At 36.1% G+C, this 23,000-nt stretch carries 24 protein-coding genes and 1 pseudogene; 17 read left to right on the forward strand and 8 right to left on the reverse strand.

Features of this window, described 5'->3' with window-relative positions; genetic code table 11:
- Positions 1-40 precede the first annotated feature (40 nt).
- Complete coding sequence (locus tag ILT06_RS13360) at positions 41-1,243, reverse strand: alanyl-tRNA editing protein (RefSeq protein ID WP_179866069.1); 1,203 nt, start codon at positions 1,241-1,243, stop codon at positions 41-43.
- 137 nt (positions 1,244-1,380) lie between these two features.
- On the opposite strand from ILT06_RS13360, the gene ILT06_RS13365 reads away from it, so the two are divergent.
- Both ILT06_RS13365 and ILT06_RS13370 read left to right on the forward strand, forming a co-directional pair.
- Positions 1,381-1,788, forward strand: coding sequence for a hypothetical protein (locus tag ILT06_RS13365; protein ID WP_064476985.1), 408 nt, complete (start codon positions 1,381-1,383; stop codon positions 1,786-1,788).
- A gap of 67 nt (positions 1,789-1,855) precedes the next feature.
- Entirely contained in the window at positions 1,856-3,094 is a 1,239-nt protein-coding gene (locus ILT06_RS13370) for an MDR family MFS transporter (RefSeq protein ID WP_064477046.1), read from the forward strand.
- A 93-nt stretch (positions 3,095-3,187) separates the two neighbouring features.
- Here the strand turns inward: ILT06_RS13370 and ILT06_RS13375 are convergent, their stop codons facing one another.
- Together ILT06_RS13375 and ILT06_RS13380 are read right to left on the reverse strand one after the other, a co-directional pair.
- On the reverse strand, positions 3,188-3,574 hold the full coding sequence (locus ILT06_RS13375; protein WP_064476984.1) for an Hsp20/alpha crystallin family protein: 387 nt from the start codon (positions 3,572-3,574) through the stop codon (positions 3,188-3,190).
- A 124-nt stretch (positions 3,575-3,698) separates the two neighbouring features.
- Positions 3,699-3,821, reverse strand: coding sequence for a small acid-soluble spore protein P (locus ILT06_RS13380; RefSeq protein ID WP_000517650.1), 123 nt, complete (start codon positions 3,819-3,821; stop codon positions 3,699-3,701).
- 121 nt (positions 3,822-3,942) lie between these two features.
- Between ILT06_RS13380 and ILT06_RS13385 the strand changes: the two genes are divergently transcribed.
- Both ILT06_RS13385 and pdaB read left to right on the forward strand, forming a co-directional pair.
- Positions 3,943-4,206: a hypothetical protein gene (locus ILT06_RS13385; protein WP_064476983.1), complete on the forward strand. Its 264-nt coding sequence runs from the start codon at positions 3,943-3,945 to the stop codon at positions 4,204-4,206.
- Between the two features lie 46 nt (positions 4,207-4,252).
- Entirely contained in the window at positions 4,253-4,978 is a 726-nt protein-coding gene (gene pdaB, locus ILT06_RS13390) for a polysaccharide deacetylase family sporulation protein PdaB (protein WP_098102376.1), read from the forward strand.
- Positions 4,979-5,019: 41 nt separating this feature from the next.
- Here the strand turns inward: pdaB and sspO are convergent, their stop codons facing one another.
- Complete coding sequence (gene sspO / locus ILT06_RS13395; protein WP_000518050.1) at positions 5,020-5,169, reverse strand: small acid-soluble spore protein O; 150 nt, start codon at positions 5,167-5,169, stop codon at positions 5,020-5,022.
- Positions 5,170-5,459: 290 nt separating this feature from the next.
- On the opposite strand from sspO, the gene acnA reads away from it, so the two are divergent.
- Positions 5,460-8,183: an aconitate hydratase AcnA gene (gene acnA, locus ILT06_RS13400; RefSeq protein ID WP_064476982.1), complete on the forward strand. Its 2,724-nt coding sequence runs from the start codon at positions 5,460-5,462 to the stop codon at positions 8,181-8,183.
- Positions 8,184-8,299: 116 nt separating this feature from the next.
- Positions 8,300-9,940, forward strand: a pseudogene (locus ILT06_RS13405) (ABC transporter ATP-binding protein).
- 32 nt (positions 9,941-9,972) lie between these two features.
- Here ILT06_RS13405 and ILT06_RS13410 read toward each other — a convergent pair.
- Positions 9,973-10,230 carry a hypothetical protein gene (locus ILT06_RS13410; RefSeq protein ID WP_064476981.1) on the reverse strand — a complete coding sequence of 86 codons (258 nt, stop codon included), beginning with the start codon at positions 10,228-10,230 and terminating at the stop codon, positions 9,973-9,975.
- Positions 10,231-10,482: 252 nt separating this feature from the next.
- Here ILT06_RS13410 and ILT06_RS13415 point away from each other — a divergent pair, with 252 nt between their 5' ends.
- The 4 genes from ILT06_RS13415 (at position 10,483) to sspN (ending at position 12,584) form a co-directional block, all read left to right on the forward strand.
- The gene (locus tag ILT06_RS13415) at positions 10,483-11,058 is read left to right on the forward strand and encodes a TlpA family protein disulfide reductase (protein ID WP_000269060.1); all 576 of its coding nucleotides are present in this window, start codon (positions 10,483-10,485) and stop codon (positions 11,056-11,058) included.
- 115 nt (positions 11,059-11,173) lie between these two features.
- Positions 11,174-12,121, forward strand: coding sequence for a 3'-5' exonuclease (locus tag ILT06_RS13420; RefSeq protein ID WP_088047031.1), 948 nt, complete (start codon positions 11,174-11,176; stop codon positions 12,119-12,121).
- A gap of 141 nt (positions 12,122-12,262) precedes the next feature.
- The gene (locus ILT06_RS13425) at positions 12,263-12,406 is read left to right on the forward strand and encodes an FbpB family small basic protein (protein WP_001254698.1); all 144 of its coding nucleotides are present in this window, start codon (positions 12,263-12,265) and stop codon (positions 12,404-12,406) included.
- A gap of 43 nt (positions 12,407-12,449) precedes the next feature.
- Positions 12,450-12,584 carry an acid-soluble spore protein SspN gene (gene sspN / locus ILT06_RS13430; protein WP_000527987.1) on the forward strand — a complete coding sequence of 45 codons (135 nt, stop codon included), beginning with the start codon at positions 12,450-12,452 and terminating at the stop codon, positions 12,582-12,584.
- A 67-nt stretch (positions 12,585-12,651) separates the two neighbouring features.
- Here the strand turns inward: sspN and ILT06_RS13435 are convergent, their stop codons facing one another.
- Entirely contained in the window at positions 12,652-13,944 is a 1,293-nt protein-coding gene (locus tag ILT06_RS13435; RefSeq protein ID WP_088047032.1) for a glycoside hydrolase family 18 protein, read from the reverse strand.
- A 109-nt stretch (positions 13,945-14,053) separates the two neighbouring features.
- Between ILT06_RS13435 and ILT06_RS13440 the strand changes: the two genes are divergently transcribed.
- A complete protein-coding gene (locus ILT06_RS13440; protein ID WP_000495804.1) occupies positions 14,054-14,473 on the forward strand; it encodes an acyl-CoA thioesterase in 420 nt (139 codons plus the stop codon).
- Positions 14,474-14,499: 26 nt separating this feature from the next.
- Here the strand turns inward: ILT06_RS13440 and ILT06_RS13445 are convergent, their stop codons facing one another.
- Positions 14,500-14,790, reverse strand: coding sequence for a HesB/YadR/YfhF family protein (locus tag ILT06_RS13445; RefSeq protein WP_001054448.1), 291 nt, complete (start codon positions 14,788-14,790; stop codon positions 14,500-14,502).
- A gap of 108 nt (positions 14,791-14,898) precedes the next feature.
- Positions 14,899-15,495, reverse strand: a complete 597-nt coding sequence (gene plsY / locus ILT06_RS13450; RefSeq protein ID WP_088047033.1) for a glycerol-3-phosphate 1-O-acyltransferase PlsY — start codon at positions 15,493-15,495, stop codon at positions 14,899-14,901.
- Between the two features lie 225 nt (positions 15,496-15,720).
- On the opposite strand from plsY, the gene ILT06_RS13455 reads away from it, so the two are divergent.
- From ILT06_RS13455 to parE, 6 genes are all read left to right on the forward strand, one after another.
- On the forward strand, positions 15,721-17,577 hold the full coding sequence (locus tag ILT06_RS13455) for an anaerobic ribonucleoside triphosphate reductase (RefSeq protein WP_064476978.1): 1,857 nt from the start codon (positions 15,721-15,723) through the stop codon (positions 17,575-17,577).
- Complete coding sequence (gene nrdG / locus ILT06_RS13460; RefSeq protein WP_000867065.1) at positions 17,574-18,026, forward strand: anaerobic ribonucleoside-triphosphate reductase activating protein; 453 nt, start codon at positions 17,574-17,576, stop codon at positions 18,024-18,026. Before ILT06_RS13455 ends, nrdG begins: the two co-directional genes overlap by 4 nt.
- Before the next feature lie 18 nt (positions 18,027-18,044).
- Complete coding sequence (locus tag ILT06_RS13465; RefSeq protein WP_001044675.1) at positions 18,045-18,722, forward strand: response regulator transcription factor; 678 nt, start codon at positions 18,045-18,047, stop codon at positions 18,720-18,722.
- A gap of 203 nt (positions 18,723-18,925) precedes the next feature.
- The gene (locus ILT06_RS13470; RefSeq protein WP_064476977.1) at positions 18,926-20,167 is read left to right on the forward strand and encodes a S1C family serine protease; all 1,242 of its coding nucleotides are present in this window, start codon (positions 18,926-18,928) and stop codon (positions 20,165-20,167) included.
- A 79-nt stretch (positions 20,168-20,246) separates the two neighbouring features.
- Complete coding sequence (locus ILT06_RS13475) at positions 20,247-20,660, forward strand: CoA-binding protein (protein ID WP_000151395.1); 414 nt, start codon at positions 20,247-20,249, stop codon at positions 20,658-20,660.
- 374 nt (positions 20,661-21,034) lie between these two features.
- A complete protein-coding gene (gene parE, locus ILT06_RS13480) occupies positions 21,035-22,999 on the forward strand; it encodes a DNA topoisomerase IV subunit B (RefSeq protein ID WP_001062190.1) in 1,965 nt (654 codons plus the stop codon).
- Position 23,000 lies beyond the last annotated feature (1 nt).

Here is a 23,000-nt window from a genome sequence, read left to right on the forward strand (position 1 = left end):
AGTTGAAGGATAGCAGTTAGCTATCCTTCATAAACATGTTTTACACTGCTGACTGTATAGAAGAAATAAGTTGATTTAAAAACTCGTCCCCAGTCATAAGCGCTTTCCCGCCGCCGCGCGCACTCTTTTTATTTCCGCCACCTTTTCCCTCAATTGCAGGAAGAGAATCTTTTAAAAGTGCGTTCATATCAAGTGTGACTGTTTTTCCGCAAGCGAGAATGCATTGTAGTTTGTCATCATTTTCGATAACGAAATATGTAATGGCATGCTCTTGTTGTTCTGTAATACTAGCAGAAAGCTTTGCGATTTCTTGCATAGAACGATTTGTAAATACTTTAGAAATAAGTATGCCAGCGTGTATTTTTAAAGGCTGTTGAAGTAGTTCATTTGCCTCTGCAAATAATAATTTTTCATTCATTGTTTGTATTGCTTTTTCATTTTCTTTTTGAGAAGTAAGAAGTTGTGCTACTTTTGCTGGGATATCACTCTCGCTACTGTTTAATTGTTTAGAAACATCTTTCATAATTTGTTGTTGTTTGCCCATTAAATTTAGTGTGCGCCAACCAGCGATAAATGTTAATCGTATGCCACCTTTATTGCGCTCCCACCCTAGTACTTGAATAGGACCTACTTCACCTGTACGTTTCGGATGCGTTCCGCCACAGCCGTTGTAGTCGAAGTTCTCAATTATAACAACACGTATATTTTCTGTTATAGTCGGTTCTTTACGAAGGGGGAATGTTTTCGCTTTTTCTAAGTTCATCCACTCGATATGGATTTGATGGTTTTCGAAAACAATTTTGTTGGCAATGTTTATTGCTTTTTCAACCGTTTCTGTATGAAGATTTTCTATTTCTAAATCAATTGTTACCGTTTCTTTACCAAGGTGGAATCCAATCGTAGGTATGTTAAAATGGTCCCAAAAAGCAGCAGATAAAATGTGCTGAGCCGCATGTTGCTGCATATGATCAAAACGGCGCTCCCAATTGATTTTACCTTCTACTTCTTCTGTATGTAATTTTTCTACAATGAAGTGACGAATTTCCCCATGTATCTCTTCTACATTGATTACATCGATATCATTTAATGTGCCAGTATCATGCGGTTGTCCGCCATCTGTCGGATAAAATGCGGTCTCGTTTAAAACGACGTATAAGTTACCGTCTTTATCATAATCTTGCTTTATAATTTTTGTAGTAAAGTCTTGCTTATAAGCGTCAGTGTAATATAATTTTTGCTCCAATTTTCTTTCCCCTTTCGCGTTCACTAGTTTCATTGTAAAGCAATTGAAATTAGTTTCCTAATATTTCAGAAGAAAGAAACTATTTTTAGAATTTTCTTGCTATAATAAGAAAAAGAAAATGCGGGGGTGGAATGAATATGTTATATGAAAACGGCGTAGATAAACTTCTTAGTTTAAGCAAAAATATTTCTGAATTGTATCGAGAATTAAATGAAATGACCCGGATTTTAACGGATTGTAATCGAGAAAGTGTGAAGTTTGATCGGTTATATGTAAAAGAGTTACTGTGGAAGAAAGAAGATGTAATAGAGAAATATGACCAGCTACTTGTGCAACTTTGTATAAATGAATGCTTTGATTTAAAAAGTGTCATTACAGGGGAATATAAGTATACATATGAAGAAGTAGAAAATATCGTTTTACAATTTAATGAGAAGTATAATGTCACAATTTTAATTAAAGATGTTTGTAAAGAATTACAGTTTACATATGGCATAGATATGGATATAACGAGAACAGCTCGAGTATCAACAGCTCAAGTATAAAAAGGGAAGAGAAAGCAGATCCTTTGCTTTCTTTTTTTATGTAAGAACGGGGAGAGTAGGTTTAGTGATGAAGGGGAAGTTACAAAATATTCATCCGTTAGGAATGACAATTATAATAGGGACTTTATTTGCGAGGTTCGCCACGTCAATGAGCATTCCTTTTTTAGCAATTTATTTAACGACTGTTAAAGGTGTATCAGCTGGAATGACGGGTGCTATTATCGGAACGAGTGCACTTGTTGGAGTGTTTGCTAGTTTTATTGGAGGGAATTTATCGGATCGATTCGGTCGAAACATGATTATAATATGGTCCATGATTGTTTGGGTGTTTGTATTTATAGGCTTTTCGTTTGCAAATCATGTTTTAAGTTTCTTTTTATTAAATGCTCTGAATGGATTATGTCGGTCTTTTTTTGAACCGACTTCAAGAGCATTATTATCAGATTTAACGAAACCAGAGTATCGTTTACTCGTATATAATTTGCGTTACGGTGCAATCAATGTTGGAGTGGCGATTGGTCCTCTTGTCGGATTACAGATTGGAAGCGCAAAATCAACAATTCCTTTTTTAGTAGCAGCTGGAGTATATATTCTATATACAGCTATATTAGCGTTCCAATTTAAGAAGTATCCAATTGAAAAAAAGAAAGTAAATACAAAAAAGCCTGTCACAATGTTGAATGCAGTTCGTATATTGCGAAAGGATGTCGTATTTTTAGTTGCATTAGTTGGTATTATTTTGAGTAATTGTGGTTTTTCTCACTTAACGACAACAGTATCTCAATATTTTGCAAATGCGCATATATTTCAGGATGGAGTGACATTGTTTTCGTATATGTTAGCTTTAAATGCGATTGTTGTAGTCGTAATTCAATACCCTGTTATTCAAATATGTAAAAAGTATACACCGTTAGTATCTATTATGGTGGGAACCTTATTTGTGAGCGGAGGATTGTTTGGGTTTGGAATAGTAGAATCTACGCTAGGTGCTGCCGTCTGCACAATTATTTTTACAATTGGAGAAGTTCTCATGTTTTCAATGACGGATGTGTTTATAGATGATATAGCTGTTTCGCATTTAAAAGGAACATATTTTGGAGCGATGGGATTCTCAGGAATTGGAGCAGTAATTGGTCCATGGCTTGGGGGCGTACTTCTCGATTATTACGGATATCAAAATGGGTTTGTAGTATTTTCAGCATTAGCTATATTTTCAACTGTAGCATTTCCTGTACTTTTAGTTACAAAAGGTTTATTGAAAAAAAAGCATGATAGAAATTGTAATTTAGAATTACATGCGAAATAAAATAAGCCCCAGCAGATGACTGGGGCTTATTTTTGTATTTATCCCGCTATTAACGGGCAGTAAAACTCCCATTGGTTAAAGTTTTACTTTATTTTAATTCTCAATTTGAAAAAGAACTTTTTCTTCATGTTTATTAGCAACTTCGTTTTTGGAAATATGAATGGCTAAATATCCATTCTCTAAGCAGGCTAGCATCTTCTTATAAATAATAGTAGCGGGTAAAGGAATGATCCGCTGTAAAGAACTATTATTATGAAGTATGCAAATGTTTAGGCCTGTCTCCATCTTTTTAATGACTACATTTTGTTCGGATACATTTAGTACATCTGTTTCCAAAATGTATTCTTGTTCAGTTTCGCAAAGGTCAATATGAATTTGATTTGGGAAACTAAAGTTACTACAAGAATCAGAACAAAATTGATCCATCCATTCTTCGAAACCATCAACATGAAAAAGACAATCCTTCTTTTTCTTGCCCATGTAAGACACCCTCCGTAAAATCTCAATTCATACTATGTTATGCATGAATGAAGTAGGGGTGAAGAATAAATGTAAAAATATAAACATTGTATGTGATAAAGGTAGCTAGTGTGAGCCTTTTGTTTTACATATCATGATGTGCATGATTTTTTTGGCGTGAATGGTTACGGTTTTTTACTTTATGAGATCCGCTTAATGGTTCAGGTTGTCCTTTTTTTTCTTTCGCTTCACGATTGTTTTTTCCCATTGTATGTGACACCTCCTCTTTCTCTTTAGAATGAGAGAAGTTTGCAAATTTATACGAGAATGTTTTTAGAAAAAAAGGTAAAGATAAATGGGACTAACTATTATGGAAAGGGGATTATATAATGCCATATCATAAAGATAAACAACAAGCTTTTCAAGCAGCGCAGCAAGGGGTTACACAAGCAGAACATGCATTTAACAACATTGTAAAAAATGATCCAAACTACGGTCATGATTTAAAAGAGTTACGCCAAGAAGTTCAGGAGGCGTATGAACAGATTCAAAATGCGTTAGAAGTAGCTTCGGAAACACAACGCCCACAACTTGAGCAATACGAAAATAATCTCCAAAACATTATTCGAAATGTAGATCAATTAGAAAAGTAAATGAGGTTGTTGTGTATTCGACAACCTTATTACTTCAATGAACATTATGCGAAAACAGAAAATTTTTCTATTCGTTTTTTCTTTATTATGCGCAGTACATATATTTCAAGTTGAAAAAGTGGAAGCGAAAATGTTGCTCAGAAAAGAGCTGGAACCAACTGGCTATGTGACATGGGAAGTACCTAATAATGAAAAGGTTATTGCCATTACATTTGATGATGGACCAGATCCGACTTATACAACACAAGTTTTACATTTATTACGTCAATATAAAGCAGAAGCGACTTTTTTTATGATTGGATTTCGAGTGCAGCGTAATCCATATTTAGTGAAACAAGTGTTAAAAGAGGGACATGAAATTGGAAATCATACGATGAACCATTTGTATGCGAGTAATTCATCAGATGAAAAATTAGAAAATGATATTTTAGATGGAAAGAAATATTTTAAAAAATGGGTGAAAGAACCTTTACTATTCCGTCCTCCTGGCGGATATATTAACGATGCTGTATTTAAAACCGCGAAAGAAGCGGGTTATCAAACGGTTCTATGGTCGTGGCATCAAGACCCGCGTGATTGGGCAAATCCAGGGGTTGAATCCATTGTAAATCATGTAGTGAAACATGCTAAAAGTGGAGATATCGTATTGTTACATGATGGAGGAAATGATCGTAGTCAAACAGTAGCAGCATTAGCAAAAATTTTACCTGAGCTGAAAAAGCAAGGCTATCGATTTGTAACGGTTTCGGAATTACTACGTTATAAACATTAGAAAGAATCCCAAAAGGAAAATGGACCTTTTGGGATTTTTCGTTACTGGTTCTTTTTACGTTTTTTATTATTTTGTCGCTCTGCTGGAGTTAAAGGCTCGTTTGCAAATTCTTCATTGTAACCAGTTGCTTGTCCTTGTGCAGATGCAGCATTCATTCCTGAAATAGTATGATTTGCTTTTCTTTTACCCATTTTATTTCACCTCTATAACTTTTTTGTATGTTGAATGATGAGCAGTTCATAGTATGTATGAACTGTAAGTAAAGCACTAATAGAGCACTTTACTTTATGGTAATAGTATTCATAAGGAGCGTGAACACTATTCAAATTTAGAAACATAAAGAAAACTTATGATAATCTATAAGTTTCTTATTATTTACTTATTTAGAAAGTTGTAATAAGATATTATCGTAAGGTATTGAAAAGTTTGTCTACATTTTATATTCAGACAACTTAGTCACGTTTAACAGGGGGGAAACATAATGGTCAAACATAATCCATTTCAATCACGTGCAACTTTTGAAGTAGATGAAAAAACGTATCATTATTATGATTTGAAAGCGCTTGAAAACGCAGGGGTTGGCAACGTATCTCAATTACCATATTCCGTGAAAGTTTTACTTGAATCCGTACTTCGTCAAGTAGACGGACGTGTAATTACAGAAGAACATGTTACAAATTTAGCGAAATGGGGAACGAAAGATGTGCAAGATATCGATGTTCCATTTAAACCATCTCGTGTAATTTTACAAGATTTCACTGGTGTTCCAGCCGTTGTAGATTTGGCTTCGCTTCGTAAAGCAATGGCAGATATGGGCGGGGATCCTGATAAAATTAATCCAGAAATTACTGTAGACCTTGTAATTGACCACTCTGTACAGGTTGATAGAGCGGGTACGGCAGACGCGCTTGCATTCAACATGGACTTAGAGTTTAAACGCAATGAAGAACGTTATAAATTTTTAAGCTGGGCACAAAAATCATTTGATAACTATCGCGCAGTGCCACCAGCTACAGGTATTGTACACCAAGTAAACCTTGAATATTTAGCACCAGTTGTTCATGCTGTGAAAAATGCTGAAGGTGATTTAGTTGCATACCCAGATTCATTAGTTGGAACAGACTCACATACAACAATGATTAACGGTATCGGCGTTCTTGGATGGGGCGTTGGTGGTATTGAAGCAGAAGCAGGAATGCTTGGACAGCCTTCATACTTCCCAGTACCTGAAGTAATTGGTGTGAAATTAACTGGTACACTTCCAAGTGGTACTACAGCAACTGATGTTGCATTAAAAGTAACACAAGTATTACGTCAAAAAGGTGTAGTTGGTAAATTCGTTGAGTTCTTCGGTAATGGACTAAAGAGCATGCCTTTAGCTGACCGTGCAACAATTTCAAACATGGCACCAGAATACGGTGCAACTTGTGGATTCTTCCCAATTGACGATATTTCATTAGAATACTTACGTTTAACAGGTAGAGATGAAGAGCAAATTCGCATTGTTGAAGAATACTGTAAAGCAAATGGTTTATTCTATACAGCAGACAGCAAAGATCCAATTTACACTGATCTTGTTGAAATTGATTTAAATACAATCGAATCTAACCTTTCTGGACCGAAACGCCCACAAGATTTAATTCCACTTTCAGATATGAAAGATGCGTTCCATAAAGCTGTTTTAGCACCAGTTGGAACACAAGGACTTGGATTTAATGAGCAAGAGTTCGATAAAGAAGTGAAGGTTACATTAGAAGATAAAGAAGTAACGATGAAGACAGGTGCAATTGCAATCGCTGCAATTACAAGCTGTACAAATACATCAAACCCATACGTATTAATTGGGGCAGGTCTAGTTGCGAAGAAAGCAATTGAAAAAGGGCTTGTAGTACCTGAGTACGTAAAAACATCATTAGCACCAGGATCTAAAGTTGTTACTGAGTACTTAGATAAATCAGGTTTAACAACATATTTAGATCAATTAGGTTTCCAAACAGTTGGTTACGGTTGTACGACTTGTATCGGTAACTCTGGTCCGTTAGCAGAGGAATTAGAAGAAGCAATCGCAGCAAACGATTTATTAGTAACATCTGTTTTATCTGGTAACCGTAACTTTGAAGGTCGTATTCATCCACTTGTAAAAGCAAACTACTTAGCATCACCACCACTTGTTGTGGCATATGCACTTGCAGGTACTGTTGATATTGACCTGAAAAATGATGCAATCGGTAAAGATGCAAATGGCAATGCTGTTTACTTCAACGACATTTGGCCATCAGCTAAAGAAATTGAAGATGTAGTTCAAAGCGTTGTTACATCTGAACTGTTCAAGAAAGAATATGCACAAGTATTTAACAGCAATGAGCGTTGGAATGAAATCCAAACTTCAAACGAAGCTTTATATACTTGGGATAATGATTCAACTTATATTCAAAACCCACCGTTCTTTGAAGGATTATCTAAAGAACCAGGTGAAGTTGAAACATTATCAGATTTACGCATAGTTGGTAAATTTGGAGATTCTGTAACGACAGACCATATTTCACCAGCAGGTTCAATTGGTAAGCATACACCAGCTGGACGCTACTTATTAGAAAACGGCGTACAACCAGTTGACTTTAACTCTTACGGTTCTCGTCGTGGTAACCACGAAGTTATGATGCGTGGTACATTCGCGAACATCCGTATTAAAAACCAAATCGCACCAGGAACAGAAGGCGGATACACAACATATTGGCCAACTGGTGAAGTAACATCAATCTATGAAGCTGCTATGAAATATAAAGAAGATGGCACAGGTCTTCTAGTTGTTGCTGGTAAAGATTACGGTATGGGAAGTTCTCGTGACTGGGCTGCGAAAGGTACAAACTTATTAGGTATTAAAGCAGTAATCGCAGAAAGCTTCGAGCGTATTCACCGTAGTAACCTAGTATTAATGGGCGTATTACCACTTCAATTTAAAGATGGCGAAAGCGCTGAAACATTAGGCCTTGTTGGTAACGAGTCATTTGAAATTCAAATTGACAAAACAGTTAGACCACGCGATCTTGTAAAAGTAGTTGCAACTGATGCAGATGGCAACGAAAAACAATTTGAAGTAGTAGCTCGTTTCGATAGTGAAGTAGAAATTGACTACTACCGTCACGGTGGTATTCTACAAATGGTTCTTCGTGAGAAAATTGAAGAGTCAAAAGTGTCGAACTAAATAATTGAAATGAACGATAAGGAAGCTAACAACTGTTAGCTTCCTTATTTTATGAAAAGGGATGAAACCAATTGGTTTCATCCCTTTCTTTTTACTATAAAAATGGAGGGAACATCATGAAAGAATATAAAAGAATATTGTTACCGTTACAGAAAGAAAAATTATTAGTAATAGCTGCTATATGTAGTGGGATTTTTGCAGCTATTTTAAATTTATCCCGTCCACTATTCATGGGGCTAATTGTAGATAACCTTATTCAATGAGAGCTAAAGGGAGTGTATCCTTACATTACTTTGTTTGCAGCTAGCCGCTTGTTGATGTGGGTGAACAATCTTTCATTTGATTATATAAGCTCCAAAGCAAGTCAACGAATATTGCGAAGGAAGCGTATAGATGTAATGCGTCATTTTCTCGTATTACCGTTTGAAGAGAGTGAGCAGATTAAGGGAGGAGAGTTAGAGACGTTAGTTGTGTCTGATATTCCAAACTGGGTCAGATTATATGGTTCTATATTAATAGAATATATACACGCCATTGCGCAATTTATAGGTGCGTTTATAGCACTAAAACATATAGATATAAAGTTCATATTGTGGGTAACTCCGTTTTTATTTTTAAGTGCAACGGTTCCAATGTTGATGGGGAAAAAGGTAAGAAATATTGCAAGCATTGCTCAAAAAAATCAATCAAGTGTTGTAGTGATGGTGTCACAGTTTGTAAAAGGAGCACAAGATTTACGGAGTTTACAAAAAGAAAAATGGGCCATTCGATTATTTAAAGGAGTAACGGCACAGTCTTATAAATCGGAAGTAAAGAAGACGATGATGCAACACTGCATTGGAGTAGTTGGAACAGTGATTGAAACAGGAGCATATATCGTTGTTCTCATTATGGGCGCGCAGAAAATAATGAAGGGAGAAATGGAAGTTGGTTCACTTGTTGCAGTGTTAGCCACAATTGAAATGCTCTTTTTTCCAGTCCGTTACGTTGGCGATTTATTAATGATGACACAAGTTGCAGTCGCTTCGGCAAATAGAATTTTTTCCTTTTTAGATAAACGAGTGGCAGATAGTAAGGTAGAAAGAGGGATGGGGATGACAGTAACAAATGTTTCATTTCAGGAGAATGATGAAGAGAAATGCAGAATTCATAATATTGATTTGCAAATTAATCCAGGTGAATTCGTTATTATTGTAGGAGAAAGTGGCGCAGGAAAAACAACGCTTTTAAAATTAATGACAGGGTTGTATAAACCATCTAATGGTAACATTGTTTATTATGGTGATGAGGCTCGTATGACTACAGTGTGGCAAGAACCTCGTTTCTTTCGGACGACAGTAAAAGAGAATATGTATTTCGAGGAAAAGTGTTTAGAAAACCAGTTAGAAAAAAATATTGAGCTTGTAAATGTGAAGCCGATAATTAGAGGTTTATCGGAAGGGGTTCAAACTGTACTACATAAAAGCGGTGAAGAGTTTTCGGGAGGGGAAAGAAAACGTCTTGCATTATTACGTGCCATTGTTTCAAATCCGAATCTTATTATTTTAGATGAACCAACTGCGGGATTAGATCCGAGCAACCAAGAAACTATTTGGAATATGATAGAAGGATTAGGAAGAGAGGTCACGAGAATTGTGGCAACACATGATGTAGAGAAAGCGATACTAGCAGATCGTGTTGTCATAATGAAAGAAGGACGTATTGTTGCATGTGGAAGTCCTAAAAAATTAATAAATAGTCATTCGTTTTGCAAGTGATGTGAATAAAGATAAGAGTACTGCTCTTATCTTTATTCAGCATCATTTATTTGATACTCGATAGATTCTGAATGATTCAGATCAACGTTAAAGGTAGTGGTCGTAAGGAAAGTGGCAATTCCAAGAATTAAGAAAAGGACGAATGAGACTAGAGAGACGTAGAGACAAATACGCCCTACTTTCTTTTTTTCAAGGTCTTTACTAAAGAGTGAAATGATCCATGTAATAATACCGACTGGGTATAAAAGAAAACTAAGAATATATAATGTTGTTTTTTCGAATGAATTCATAAAAAATCCCCCTTTTGTTGTAGGTTTATAACTACGAGAGTAAAAAGGTGAATGGGTCCATAAGAAGATAAGCAACACTTCATTTGTTTTTCTAATTATATGATAAAAAGGAAAAAATTTCACTTAAAATAAGAACATTCTAATTATTTCGACTGTGAATATTTCCAAGCTCGTCCGTATAAGCTAAAATAAGGTATATAGTATTTGGGTAATTAGGTTAATAAGAAGATAAATACGTTAGGGTGATATAAAATGTGGCGGAAGCTTACGATTATTGTAGTGTTACTTTGTTTAGCGGGATATGCAGCTTATGAACAATTTGGTAAAAAAGATCAGGCGGTACAAGGGGAGCAAGAAAAAAGTGAAGCTGCTATGAAAGAGATGATTGCAAGTAATGGTATCGAAATAGGGAAGAGTGCGCCAAACTTTGAATTAACGAAGTTAGATGGAACGAATGTAAAGTTATCGGATTTAAAAGGAAAGAAAGTGATTTTAAACTTTTGGGCAACGTGGTGTGGACCTTGCCAGCAAGAAATGCCGGATATGGAGGCTTTCTATAAAGAACATAAAGAAAATGTAGAAATTTTAGCAATAAATTATACGCCTTCAGAAAAGGGCGGGGGAGTAGAAAAGGTAAGCAATTTTGCTAAGGAAAAAGGAATTACTTTTCCGATTTTATTGGACAAGAACATTGATGTGACAACAGCGTATAAAGTAATTACGATCCCAACTTCGTATTTTATAGATACGAAAGGTGTCATTCAAGATAAGTTCATTGGACCGATGACGCAAAAAGAGATGGAGAAACGGATTGCTAAATTAAAATAACGGTGAAAAGGTAGAGGTGGAAAGTTACCATTTCTGCCTTTTCTTTTTCACGTAGTGATAGCAGCATGTTATGATAAAAGAAATATAAACGTTTAGAGGTAAAGGAGTGTTTGGAGTGGGGAATATATCCTTACCGTTAGATTATGTTGTAATTGATTTTGAAACAACAGGATTTAACCCTTATAATGATAAAATTATTCAAGTTGCAGCAGTGAAATATCGTAATCATGAACTAGTAGATCAATTTGTTTCCTATGTGAATCCAGAGCGTTCAATTCCGGACCGAATAACGAGTTTAACAGGTATTACAAATTATCGTGTTTCAGATGCACCGACGATTGAAGAAGTATTACCTTTATTTTTAGCATTTTTACATACAAATGTTATTGTCGCTCATAATGCATCTTTTGATATGCGTTTTTTAAAAAGTAATGTAAATATGCTTGGGCTGCCTGAACCTAAAAATAAAGTGATTGATACTGTTTTTTTAGCAAAGAAATATATGAAGCACGCGCCTAATCATAAACTTGAAACGTTAAAGCGAATGCTTGGAATTCGTTTAAGTTCTCATAATGCGTTTGATGATTGTATTACTTGTGCAGCTGTTTATCAAAAATGTTCATCTATTGAAGAAGGAGAAAAAAGAAAATCGAATACGGAAGTACTTGATGAAACAGCAGTATATGAGGCAGTAAAAAAGATACTTGTACGCAATAAACGTGATATCGAATGGGTTCGTTGCATGAATGTAGGAAGTTATTTAGATATAAAAGCTTTTTATCCAGTTATGAGAATAAAAGTAAAAGGGCGAAAGAAATACGTATTAACAGAGATATTAGAAGATGATGTGAAAGAAATATGTACGAGTTTAAATTGTGAACCGGCGTTAAAAAGTGAAGTTGGTAATACGAGAATTATGCTTAATAGCTTAGAGGATGTCCTGAAATTAGAAAGTTATATTTTAGGACAGTATGATTTCGTACTACAAGCTCTAAGTGAGTATAAACAAAGTGAAATGAATGCAGATGAAAAGCTAAAAGAATATTTAAATATAATGGTATAAAAAACTCCGTGTACAAGAAGTTGTACACGGAGTTTTTTTAGGAGTACTAAAACATAAAATTTTCTTGCAAATCTGATTAAAGAGTTTTTCATTTGCTCATACTATGTATAGTAAGAATGCGAAGGAGAGAGGGTGAACAGCATGAGAAGAAGTCGTCGTAAATCATTTGACGAACTTGTGAAAGAAAATAAACAACAATTATTAAGTGATCGTGATGCAATCGATCGCATTGAAGAGCGTATTGAAAAACGTTATGAAATGCAACTTTTTAAGCAAGCTGAATAATTCTTAACACTAGTACGATACTAGTGTTAAGGAGGCGATAGTAATGGGTAATCCGAAAAAGAATTCAAAAGACTTTGCACCGAATCATATTGGAACACAATCAAAAAAAGCTGGTGGCAATAAGGGAAAGCAAATGCAAGACCAAACAGGCAAACAACCGATTGTTGATAACGGTTAAAAAGGAAGAATGTTGTCATTCTTCTTTTTGTGACGGATTTTTAATAGTCAAAAAGGGCTGACATAAGTCAGCCCTTTTTCGTAATCGTAAAATTTTCAACGAGTAAACGCCAATTTTGCGGAAATGGTAAGCCAATCTTCCAGTAACTAATACCGCCTATACCTTGTTCTTTCATTAAATTGAATTTGCTTTGAACAGACCGTGAATCTTCAAACCAAACTTCGTGTTGTACGCCGTTTTCGTCAAAGTAATTAAAATGAGGAGCTTGGGCTGTGAAATCATAGCGGATAGGAACATTGTATTTACGAGCTAGTGCAACAGCTGCGACAGAGCTAATTGCTTTTGCAGGCGGATTGCCTTGTTTGAACGGAAGTTTCCAATCGAATCCGTATAAGTTTTGCCCCATCATAATTTTTTTGGGAGGCATTTGAGATTTTGCGTATTGAAGTACTTCTTTTACAGGGCCGATAGGAGAAATAGCCATCGGTGGCCCACCTTGCCAACCCCAGTCGTATGTCATAATGACGACGAAATCAACAATTTGTCCTTGTGCCTTATAATCGTGAGCTTCGAAAAATTTGCCCTTTTGATTTGAACTTGTTTTCGGTACAAGCGTTGTACTCAATGTGTACCCGCTAGGTAAGCGTGTTTTTACAGTTCGTAAAAAACGATTATACGCTTCACGATCTTCAGGTGCCACACTCTCGAAATCAAAATGAATGTCTCGCATGCCATATTTTTCAGCTGTTTGCAAAATATTAGTAATAAATTTGTTTTGAATCGTTGCATCGCGTAAAATAACCGATGTTAGATCGGCACTGAAATTTCCATTTTCAATATTTGTAATAACGAGCATCGGGATGGTATTACCTTGCGTTGCAATAGTAGCGATTTTAGCTGTTTCAGTTGGTTCTTTTAACGTACCATCTCTTTTTGCCTCGAAACTGAAGTAAGCCAAATATGTTAAAAATGGATTAATGGCACGCGTAGCATTAACCAAACTTTCTTTTATTGGTATTGTTGAAGGTTGTAAATAAGCGATGGATTCTACTGCGCGTTTTGTCCCTTTTGGTATATATAATTGCTGTCCAACATGGAGAATGGATTTTAAAGATAAGTTATTAACTTTAGCTAAACTAGCGAGAGGTACGTTATATGTTTGAGAGATTCGATATAGGCTATCGCCAGGCTGTACATAATAATTATTCCCTTTCGTATTAACGATCAGTGCCTGACCTACAACGAGTGTTTCAGCTGGATTTAGTCCATTGTCCTTTACTATTTCGTCAGGTGTTGATCCATACTTTGATGCCAAGCTATATACGCTATCACCGCTACGAACAGTTACAATTTGAATCATATGCTTGCTCCTTTCAGTAAAAGATTCACTGTTTTTATTTTATTTTTGATGTCACTGTATTATGATTAAATGTATGCAAGGTAGCAGAAGTGAAAGAAGGCGAATACATATGTTTGTAGCAGAACATGAAGTTGAAATCCGTTATGCGGAAACAGATCAAATGGGTGTTGTTTACCATTCAAACTATTTGGTGTGGCTTGAACTAGGTCGCACGAAACTTATACAAGATTTAGGATTTTCATATGTTGAAATGGAGAAAGAGGGAATTATTTCTCCTGTATTAGATTTGCAAATTTCATATCGTAAAGCGATGCGTTACGGAGAAAAAGCAATTGTGAAAACGTGGATTGATACTGTTAGTCCGCTTCGCGTTGTATATGGTTATGAAATATATAACGGTGAAGGTGAACTTTGTATTACTGCAAGTACGACGAATATTTGCGCGAAAAAAGAAGGGTTCAGGCCCGTATCATTTAAAAAGTTATATCCAGAGTGGTATGCGAAATATGAGGAAATTAAGAAAAAATAAAAAAGCATGGCAGAAGCCACGCTTTTTTATTTTTCATAATTAAATTGCGGGAAATCATCACCGTCGTTAAATGTAACAGCTAAATTATGTCCATCGAAGAACCACTCATCGTCGCCTTCAATAAAGAAGTTAATACCTTCTTCTTGTGTTTGAACAGCAGGATGTGCAGGATCGTCTTTACGAATACCTAAAGAAAGTCCTTTTTGCACAGTACTGCAACCGCCGTATTGTACGAAAAGGCGTAGTGTTTCACCCGATTGTAAGTTTAATTCGTTTTTATACCATTGTGCTGCTTCTTTTGTTACGGAAAGATTCATGTATAGTTCCTCCAAATTATGTTGCTTTTTCTTTAGTATAAAAAATAACGCAAAAAGACGCTATTAATATGCTTCACGTTTTCTTTTTGCGTTATGTGGGTTACGATCTTATTTTTGCTTTTTTGAAAAGTTTGCTTTCGGTTCAGTTTTATTTATAATTCGTCCGATATTTGCACGGTGTTTATAAATAACCATACCTGCTAATAAACACATCGCAATAATGAAGATTTTATCCCCGCTAACAATGGATGCAATAACAGCAACGACGGCTGTTACCATAGAAGAAAGTGATACGTATCTTGATGTAAATAAAAGGCTGAAAAAGACAACAGCTAATATTGCAAAAACAATTGGAGAGTAGCATAATAGCACGCCAGCAGAAGTTGCAACAGCTTTACCACCACGGAATTTCGCGAAAATCGGATACACATGTCCAAGAACAGCTGCTAATCCGAACCATAGTGGGTGAACATCTAATCCGAAAATAATCGGTAGACTTGTTGCTAATGTACCTTTTAAAATGTCAGCAATTGTAACGATAAAACCTGCTTTTTTCCCTAGTGTGCGGAATGTATTTGTTCCGCCTAGATTACCGCTTCCATGCTCACGAATATCGATCCCGTAGCCGATTTTTCCAACGACTAGTGCGAATGGAATCGAGCCAAGTAAGTAGGCAACGATAAATAAAAGATATGTAGTAACCATAAGTTCAGTCTCCTTTATTCAAATGTGTTGATAAAGGGTAAAAAGAGTTTTTCCCGTATATTGTACCATACATTTGTAAAGAGCACATTTCTTTTTTGTAAATGAAAAATTCATTATTTCGTGAAAAAAATTTCACAGGAATGTTACATTTCTCACAGAAACACCAAGACTATATGTAGTAACATTTTAATCAAAAGACAACAACATATTGGTGGAGGGTTATAAATGTTACAACGAAATGTACGTGGAGAAGAATTAATGAGAGTGTTTGAGACGATTGTCCACGGTAGTGAGCAAGATTTAATGCAAGAAAATGCAAATGTAGATGGTCGCTCTCCGATGGGAGTAATGGGAACGTTCGCATCAGAGAGTGCGAAATATTATGCAGTTGAAAATTTATTGTCAGATCAAGTGAAAAAAGCGATAGATCAAAATATATTATATCCACATGACTTAGATTTTTATGCGACAGGAACGACGACTTGTTCGCAAATTCCGTTAGCGCAAATGCTTGCGAACGGTTTTCATACCGGACATGGGCATATGAGACAACCGCAAGACATTAAAAGTGCATTGGCTCTTTCGTCTATTATTTTTCAGGCGAATCAAAATATGCAGCACGGTGGTCAATCATTTGCACTCTTTGATATTGATTTAGCTCCATATGTGAGAAAAACAGTAGCGAGACATAAGAAACGATTAGAGTCATATCCGCTTACGAAAGAACAAATAGAAGAATTTGCATGGAAAGAAACAGAAAATGATACGTATCAGGCGTGTGAAGCTTTCGTTCATAATTCAAATAGTATGCACAGTAGGGGCGGGGGACAAGTACCGTTTATTTCTATTAATTATGGAACAGACACATCAAAAGAGGGACGGTTATTAGTTAGACAACTTTTAAAAGCGACACAAGCTGGTCTTGGTAAAGGAGAAACACCAATTTTTCCGATTCAAATTTTTAAAATGAAAAAAGGTGTGAACTTTGAAGAATGTGATCCGAACTATGATTTATTTGAATTAGCGTTAGAGACAACGGCTGAACGATTATTCCCTAACTTTTCATTTTTAGATGCGCCATTTAATGCAGTGCATTATGACGGACGACCGGAAAGTGAAGTATGTTATATGGGATGTCGTACCCGTGTTATGTCTAACATACATGGAGAAGAAACAGCGATTGGAAGAGGCAATTTATCATTTACGTCTATTAACTTAGTGAAATTAGCGTTAATTAGTGGTTCAAAAGAAGCATTTTTTGAAGCGTTAAATTATTACTTAGATTTAGGAATTAAGCAATTATTAGAGAGATTTGAGTATCAATGTACGAAGCGAGCAAGAGATTTTCGATTTTTATATTCACAAGGTGTATGGCGCGGTGGAGAGAAGTTACAGCCTGAAGATTCTGTAGCATCCATTTTAAAGCAAGGGACGTTAAGTCTTGGTTTTATCGGTCTTGCGGAGTGCTTAGTAGCTTTAACAGGAAAGCATCATGGAGAAGATGAAGAATCATGGAAACTCGGGTATGAAATCATTTCCTTTATGAGGGCTAGAATGGATAGAGCGACGGAAGAACAGGAACTGAATTTCTCAGTAATTGCAACTCCTGCAGAAGGGTTATCAGGGAAGTTTGTGAAAAAAGATAGAGAAGAATTTGGTGTGATTAGCGGTATAACGAACCATAATTATTATACGAATTCATTCCATATTCCAGTTTACTATAGCATTCAAGCGATAAATAAAATTCGTTTAGAAGGACCTTTCCATGCTCTATGTAACGGGGGACATATTACGTATATTGAGCTAGACGGAGCAGCTATGCATAACAAACAGGCATTAAAACAAATTGTACGAGCGATGGCAGATCATGGCGTTGGATACGGTTCAATTAATCATCCTGTTGATCGTTGTAAATGCTGCAGTTATCACGGAGTTATTGGTAATGAATGCCCCAGCTGCGGAAATGGAGACGAGGCTAATATAGAAAGAATTCGCCGTATAACAGGTTATCTTGTAGGAGATATGTCGAAGTGGAATAGTGCGAAACGTAGTGAAGAGATGGATCGGGTGAAGCATAAATGAAAGTGATGAACATCATTCATGATAGTGTAGTAGATGGGGAAGGATTGCGGACAGTCGTGTTTTTTGCGGGCTGTCCGCATCGTTGTTTCGGTTGCCATAATCCGAAATCGTGGAATATTTGTAATGGAACTGAAATGACAGTAGAAGAAATTGTGAAAGAGATTGCAAGTAATACATTAACTGATGTAACATTTTCAGGTGGAGATCCATTTTTTCAAGCAGCTGAAGTGAAAAAAGTAGCAAAAGCTGTGAAAGACTTGAAAAAAAATCTTTGGATGTATACAGGTTATACGTTAGAAGAGATACAGAGTTCTCAAAATAATGATATGATAGAGTTGTTACATTATGGGGATGTTTTAGTCGATGGAAGATTTGAAATCGAGAAAAAAGATTTAACACTTCCATTTCGCGGAAGCTCCAATCAACGTATTATTCGATTGAAAGAGTAAAAAGGCGGGATAGATGATATGAATAAAACAGTATTACTTGTTGAAGATGAAAGAAGATTACGTGAAATCGTTAGTGATTATTTTCGTAATGAAGGCTTTGAAGTAATCGAAGCAGAAGACGGAAAAATAGCGTTAGAATTATTTGCAGAGCATGAAATTGATTTAATTATGTTAGATATAATGTTACCAGAAATAGATGGATGGTCTGTTTGTAGACGAATTAGAAAAGAATCAGCAGTACCAATCATTATGTTGACAGCACGTTCGGATGAGGATGATACATTACTAGGGTTCGAATTAGGTGCAGATGAGTATGTAACGAAACCTTTCAGCCCGAAAGTGTTAGTAGCTCGTGCGAAGACGTTATTGAAACGTGCGGATGGTGTGGTAGGAGTAGCGGAAGAAAATGCTATGTCTTTAGCTGGAATAGAAGTGAATCGTCTATCTAGAACCGTTTTAGTCGATGGAGAAGAAATTATATTGACACATAAGGAATTTGAACTTCTTGTTTATTTAATGGAGAACAAAGGAATTGTGTTGTCACGTCAACATTTATTAGATCAGTTATGGGGATATGATTACTACGGTGATGACCGAACGGTTGATACTCATATTAAAAAACTACGAAATAAGCTAGGAGATAAAGCGAAGCATATCGGTACTGTTATTCGAGTTGGTTATAAATTTGAAGAATAACCTTTAATTTACTATGCGCTTTGGCTTTGGGGTATAGCAAATTTATACTCTCTTTTGTAGGTGGAATGTACAAAAAATACTTTTCTTGTCTACAATGATAGATAAGCGTATTTTTTTAATTGGATTTCACGATGAGTTCACAAGAAGGACACAAACTGTGACTATACTGAAAGTACGAATTCACCAGAGAGGGGAAATAAAACATGGGATATTACGACGGACCGAATTTGAATGAAGAGCATAGTGAAACGAGAGAAATGAAAAAAACAGGTAGTAAAAAAGGATATTTTTTCACAGGTTTAGTTGGAGCAGTAGTCGGGGCTGTCACAATTAGTTTTGCGGCACCATATATGCCATGGGCTCAAAATAATGGAGCGGTTGTATCATCATTCAGTTCGGATTCAAAAGTTGAAGGTACTGTAGTTCCTGTGGTCAATAAAGCAAAAAATGAAACTGATTTACCTGGTATGATTGAAGGCGCGAAAGATGTTGTTGTAGGTGTGATTAATATGCAACAAAGTGTTGATCCATTTGCAATGCAACCGACAGGCCAAGAACAACAAGCTGGCTCAGGATCAGGTGTTATTTATAAAAAAGCAGGAAATAAAGCGTATATTGTAACGAACAATCATGTAGTAGATGGAGCGAATAAACTTGCTGTAAAACTAAGTGATGGTAAAAAGGTAGATGCAAAACTTGTAGGGAAAGACCCTTGGTTAGATTTAGCGGTTGTAGAAATTGAAGGATCTAATGTAAATAAAGTTGCCACTTTAGGTGATTCAAGTAAACTTCGTGCGGGTGAAAAAGCGATTGCAATTGGTAACCCACTAGGGTTTGATGGAAGTGTAACGGAAGGTATTATTAGTAGCAAAGAACGTGAAATTCCAGTAGATATTGATGGCGATAAGCGTGCAGATTGGAATGCTCAAGTTATTCAAACAGATGCAGCAATTAACCCAGGTAATAGTGGTGGTGCGTTGTTTAACCAAAATGGTGAAATAATTGGGATTAATTCAAGTAAAATTGCACAACAAGAAGTTGAAGGAATTGGATTTGCTATTCCAATTAATATTGCAAAGCCAGTCATTGAATCACTTGAAAAAGACGGAGTGGTGAAACGTCCAGCTCTTGGAGTAGGTGTCGTTTCATTAGAAGATGTGCAAGCTTATGCAGTAAATCAATTGAAAGTACCGAAAGAAGTAACAAACGGCGTTGTATTAGGTAAAATTTACCCAATATCACCTGCAGAAAAAGCTGGTTTAGAGCAATATGATATTGTAGTATCATTAGATGATCAAAAAGTAGAAAATTCACTTCAATTCCGTAAATATTTATATGAAAAGAAAAAAGTAGGCGAGAAAGTAGAAGTTACATTCTATCGTAACGGTCAAAAAATGACGAAAACAGCTACTTTAGCAGATAATTCAGCTACAAAGAATCAATAATTGAAATAAAAGAAAGTCTCTTTCATATTGAAAGAGACTTTCTTTATCGGCTATACTAAAGGAATAGGAGGGATAAATTATGACAATTGAAAACCCAACTCGTACGGAAATTGGTGAAGTATTAAAGAAAAGCAAAACGATTGCAGTTGTTGGATTATCGGATAAGCCAGAACGTACATCGTATATGGTTTCAAAAGCAATGCAAGATGCTGGGTATCGCATTATTCCAGTAAACCCAACAGTAAATGAGGTGCTTGGAGAAAAAGCAGTTTCTTCACTAAAGGATATTAAGGAACATGTGGACATTGTAAATGTATTCCGCCGTTCAGAATTTTTAATGGATGTTGCGAAAGAGTTTGTAGAGATTGATGCAGATGTTTTTTGGGCACAATTAGGAGTACAAGATGAAGATACATATAAACTTTTGCAAGAAACAGGCTATACTGTAATAATGGATCGTTGCATTAAAGTAGAACATGCGATGACAAAATAGTATAGGTTTTAAAGAGAGAAAGATTGATTCAGCCCTCGTTATAAATAAGTAGGGCCGATGAACGAGGTGTTCATCATGAGATTTTTTAAAGGCTGTTTTTGGGGATTGTTACTTGTTATCCCATTTTGGATATTGATCATTTGGATCATGATAAAGGTTTGGAATGTATAATCTTGGCATACATATCCATTTCTCGTTGACAAACGATTATTTTTCTGAAATAGTAGCCTAGAGGAATCCTTGTGAAAAAACAAGGATTTTTCTATTGAAAATGGTATATAAAAGAGATAAGATAACTTGCCAAAACTATAGTCGAGGCGTTATTCTATAATAGAAACATATGTTCTGATTTGATTAGGAAAGGGGCAAGGAGTTTGGCGAAGCATCAGTTCCAATATAATGAAGATGCAATTCAAGTGCTAGAAGGACTTGAAGCCGTTCGAAAACGCCCGGGTATGTATATCGGGAGTACGGATAGCCGTGGATTGCATCATTTAGTATATGAAATAGTAGATAACTCCGTTGATGAAGCGTTAGCGGGATTTGGCGACGAAATTTCTGTCGTAATACATAAAGATAATAGTATTAGCGTTATAGATAAAGGGCGAGGGATGCCTACGGGAATGCATAAACTTGGGAAACCTACACCTGAAGTCATTTTAACTGTACTTCATGCCGGTGGTAAGTTTGGTCAAGGTGGTTACAAAACGAGTGGTGGTTTACACGGTGTTGGGGCATCAGTTGTAAATGCCTTGTCAGAATGGTTAGTAGTAACGATTAAACGTGACGGAAATATTTATGAACAACGCTTTGAAAATGGTGGTATTCCTGCAACGACACTGGAGAAGATCGGGAAGACGAAAGAGTCTGGTACGACAATACATTTTAAACCAGATACAACGATTTTCAGTACAACAAATTACAATTATGAAACATTATGTGAGAGATTACGTGAATCTGCATTCTTATTAAAAGGAATGAAAATCTCGATAAAAGATGAACGTAATGATTTAGAGGATGTCTTTCATTATGAAACAGGAATTGAAGCCTTCGTTTCATACTTAAACGAAGAGAAAGATTCGATTCATCCGGTTGTATACTTCACTGGTGAACAAAACGGAATTGAAGCAGAGTTAGCATTCCAGTTTAACGATGGCTATTCAGAAAACATTCTTTCGTTTGTAAATAACGTACGTACAAAAGATGGGGGGACACACGAAGCTGGATTTAAAACAGCAATGACGCGTGTGTTCAATGAGTATGCTCGTAAAGTATCGTTATTAAAAGAAAAAGATAAAAACTTAGAAGGTACAGATATTCGTGAAGGTGTAGCGGCTATCGTTTCTGTACGTGTACCAGAAGAAGTACTTCAGTTTGAAGGGCAAACGAAAGGGAAACTTGGTACAAGTGAAGCTCGTTCTTCAATTGATGCAATTGTATCTGAGCATTTAGCTTACTTTTTAGAAGAAAATCCGGATGTTGCTACACTTCTTGTGAGAAAGGCAGTTAAAGCAGCGCAGGCACGTGAAGCTGCTCGTAAAGCGAGAGAAGAAGCACGTACTGGTAAAAAGAAAAAGAAATCAGAAGGTACATTAAGTGGTAAGTTAACACCAGCACAATCACGTAACCCGCAAAAAAATGAACTGTACCTAGTAGAGGGTGACTCTGCCGGCGGTTCCGCGAAACAAGGTCGAGATCGACGTTTCCAAGCGGTATTACCGTTACGTGGTAAAGTAATCAATACAGAAAAAGCAAAACTTGCTGATATCTTTAAAAATGAAGAGATTAATACAATCATTTACGCTATTGGCGGTGGTGTAGGGAATGAATTCGCTGTTGAAGATATTAACTACGATAAAGTTGTAATTATGACCGATGCTGATACAGATGGTGCGCACATTCAAGTATTGTTACTAACGTTCTTCTACAGATATATGAAACCACTTATCGAAGCTGGCAAAGTATTTATTGCACTTCCTCCTTTATACAAAGTAAGTAAAGGAAAAGGTAAGAGTGAAGTGATTGAGTATGCATGGTCTGATGAAGAATTAGATGGTGTAACAAAAAAAGTCGGTAAAGGCTACATGCTGCAGCGCTATAAAGGACTTGGCGAAATGAATGCCGATCAATTATGGGAAACAACTATGAATCCTGAAACACGTACATTGATTCGTGTGAAAATTGACGATGCATCAAGAGCGGAGCGCCGAGTTACGACATTGATGGGTGATAAAGTAGAACCTCGCCGTAAATGGATCGAACGAAATGTACAATTTGGTATGCAAGAAGAAGGAAATATTTTAGAAAATGAAATGATTATGGAGACGGAGGTGGAATAAC

Origin of the sequence: Bacillus sp. 17RED48 (genome assembly GCF_019837545.1) — a bacterium.
Classification (GTDB): Bacteria; Bacillota; Bacilli; order Bacillales; family Bacillaceae_G; genus Bacillus_A; species Bacillus_A wiedmannii.

Coding starts and splice junctions, on each gene's coding strand:
- ILT06_RS13375 (WP_064476984.1), bottom strand. CDS start 3,574: ATGGGCAAGAAAAAGAAGGATTGTCTTTTTCATGTTGATGGTTTCGAA.
- ILT06_RS13475 (WP_000151395.1), top strand. CDS start 20,247: ATGACAATTGAAAACCCAACTCGTACGGAAATTGGTGAAGTATTAAAG.
- ILT06_RS13445 (WP_001054448.1), bottom strand. CDS start 14,790: ATGAATCTTTCCGTAACAAAAGAAGCAGCACAATGGTATAAAAACGAA.
- ILT06_RS13440 (WP_000495804.1), top strand. CDS start 14,054: ATGTTTGTAGCAGAACATGAAGTTGAAATCCGTTATGCGGAAACAGAT.
- ILT06_RS13415 (WP_000269060.1), top strand. CDS start 10,483: ATGTGGCGGAAGCTTACGATTATTGTAGTGTTACTTTGTTTAGCGGGA.
- nrdG (WP_000867065.1), top strand. CDS start 17,574: ATGAAAGTGATGAACATCATTCATGATAGTGTAGTAGATGGGGAAGGA.
- ILT06_RS13435 (WP_088047032.1), bottom strand. CDS start 13,944: ATGATTCAAATTGTAACTGTTCGTAGCGGTGATAGCGTATATAGCTTG.
- pdaB (WP_098102376.1), top strand. CDS start 4,253: ATGCGAAAACAGAAAATTTTTCTATTCGTTTTTTCTTTATTATGCGCA.
- ILT06_RS13470 (WP_064476977.1), top strand. CDS start 18,926: ATGGGATATTACGACGGACCGAATTTGAATGAAGAGCATAGTGAAACG.
- ILT06_RS13370 (WP_064477046.1), top strand. CDS start 1,856: ATGAAGGGGAAGTTACAAAATATTCATCCGTTAGGAATGACAATTATA.
- ILT06_RS13380 (WP_000517650.1), bottom strand. CDS start 3,821: ATGGGAAAAAACAATCGTGAAGCGAAAGAAAAAAAAGGACAACCTGAA.
- ILT06_RS13365 (WP_064476985.1), top strand. CDS start 1,381: ATGTTATATGAAAACGGCGTAGATAAACTTCTTAGTTTAAGCAAAAAT.
- ILT06_RS13385 (WP_064476983.1), top strand. CDS start 3,943: ATGCCATATCATAAAGATAAACAACAAGCTTTTCAAGCAGCGCAGCAA.
- ILT06_RS13455 (WP_064476978.1), top strand. CDS start 15,721: ATGTTACAACGAAATGTACGTGGAGAAGAATTAATGAGAGTGTTTGAG.
- ILT06_RS13410 (WP_064476981.1), bottom strand. CDS start 10,230: ATGAATTCATTCGAAAAAACAACATTATATATTCTTAGTTTTCTTTTA.
- ILT06_RS13465 (WP_001044675.1), top strand. CDS start 18,045: ATGAATAAAACAGTATTACTTGTTGAAGATGAAAGAAGATTACGTGAA.
- plsY (WP_088047033.1), bottom strand. CDS start 15,495: ATGGTTACTACATATCTTTTATTTATCGTTGCCTACTTACTTGGCTCG.
- sspN (WP_000527987.1), top strand. CDS start 12,450: ATGGGTAATCCGAAAAAGAATTCAAAAGACTTTGCACCGAATCATATT.
- acnA (WP_064476982.1), top strand. CDS start 5,460: ATGGTCAAACATAATCCATTTCAATCACGTGCAACTTTTGAAGTAGAT.
- sspO (WP_000518050.1), bottom strand. CDS start 5,169: ATGGGTAAAAGAAAAGCAAATCATACTATTTCAGGAATGAATGCTGCA.
- ILT06_RS13425 (WP_001254698.1), top strand. CDS start 12,263: ATGAGAAGAAGTCGTCGTAAATCATTTGACGAACTTGTGAAAGAAAAT.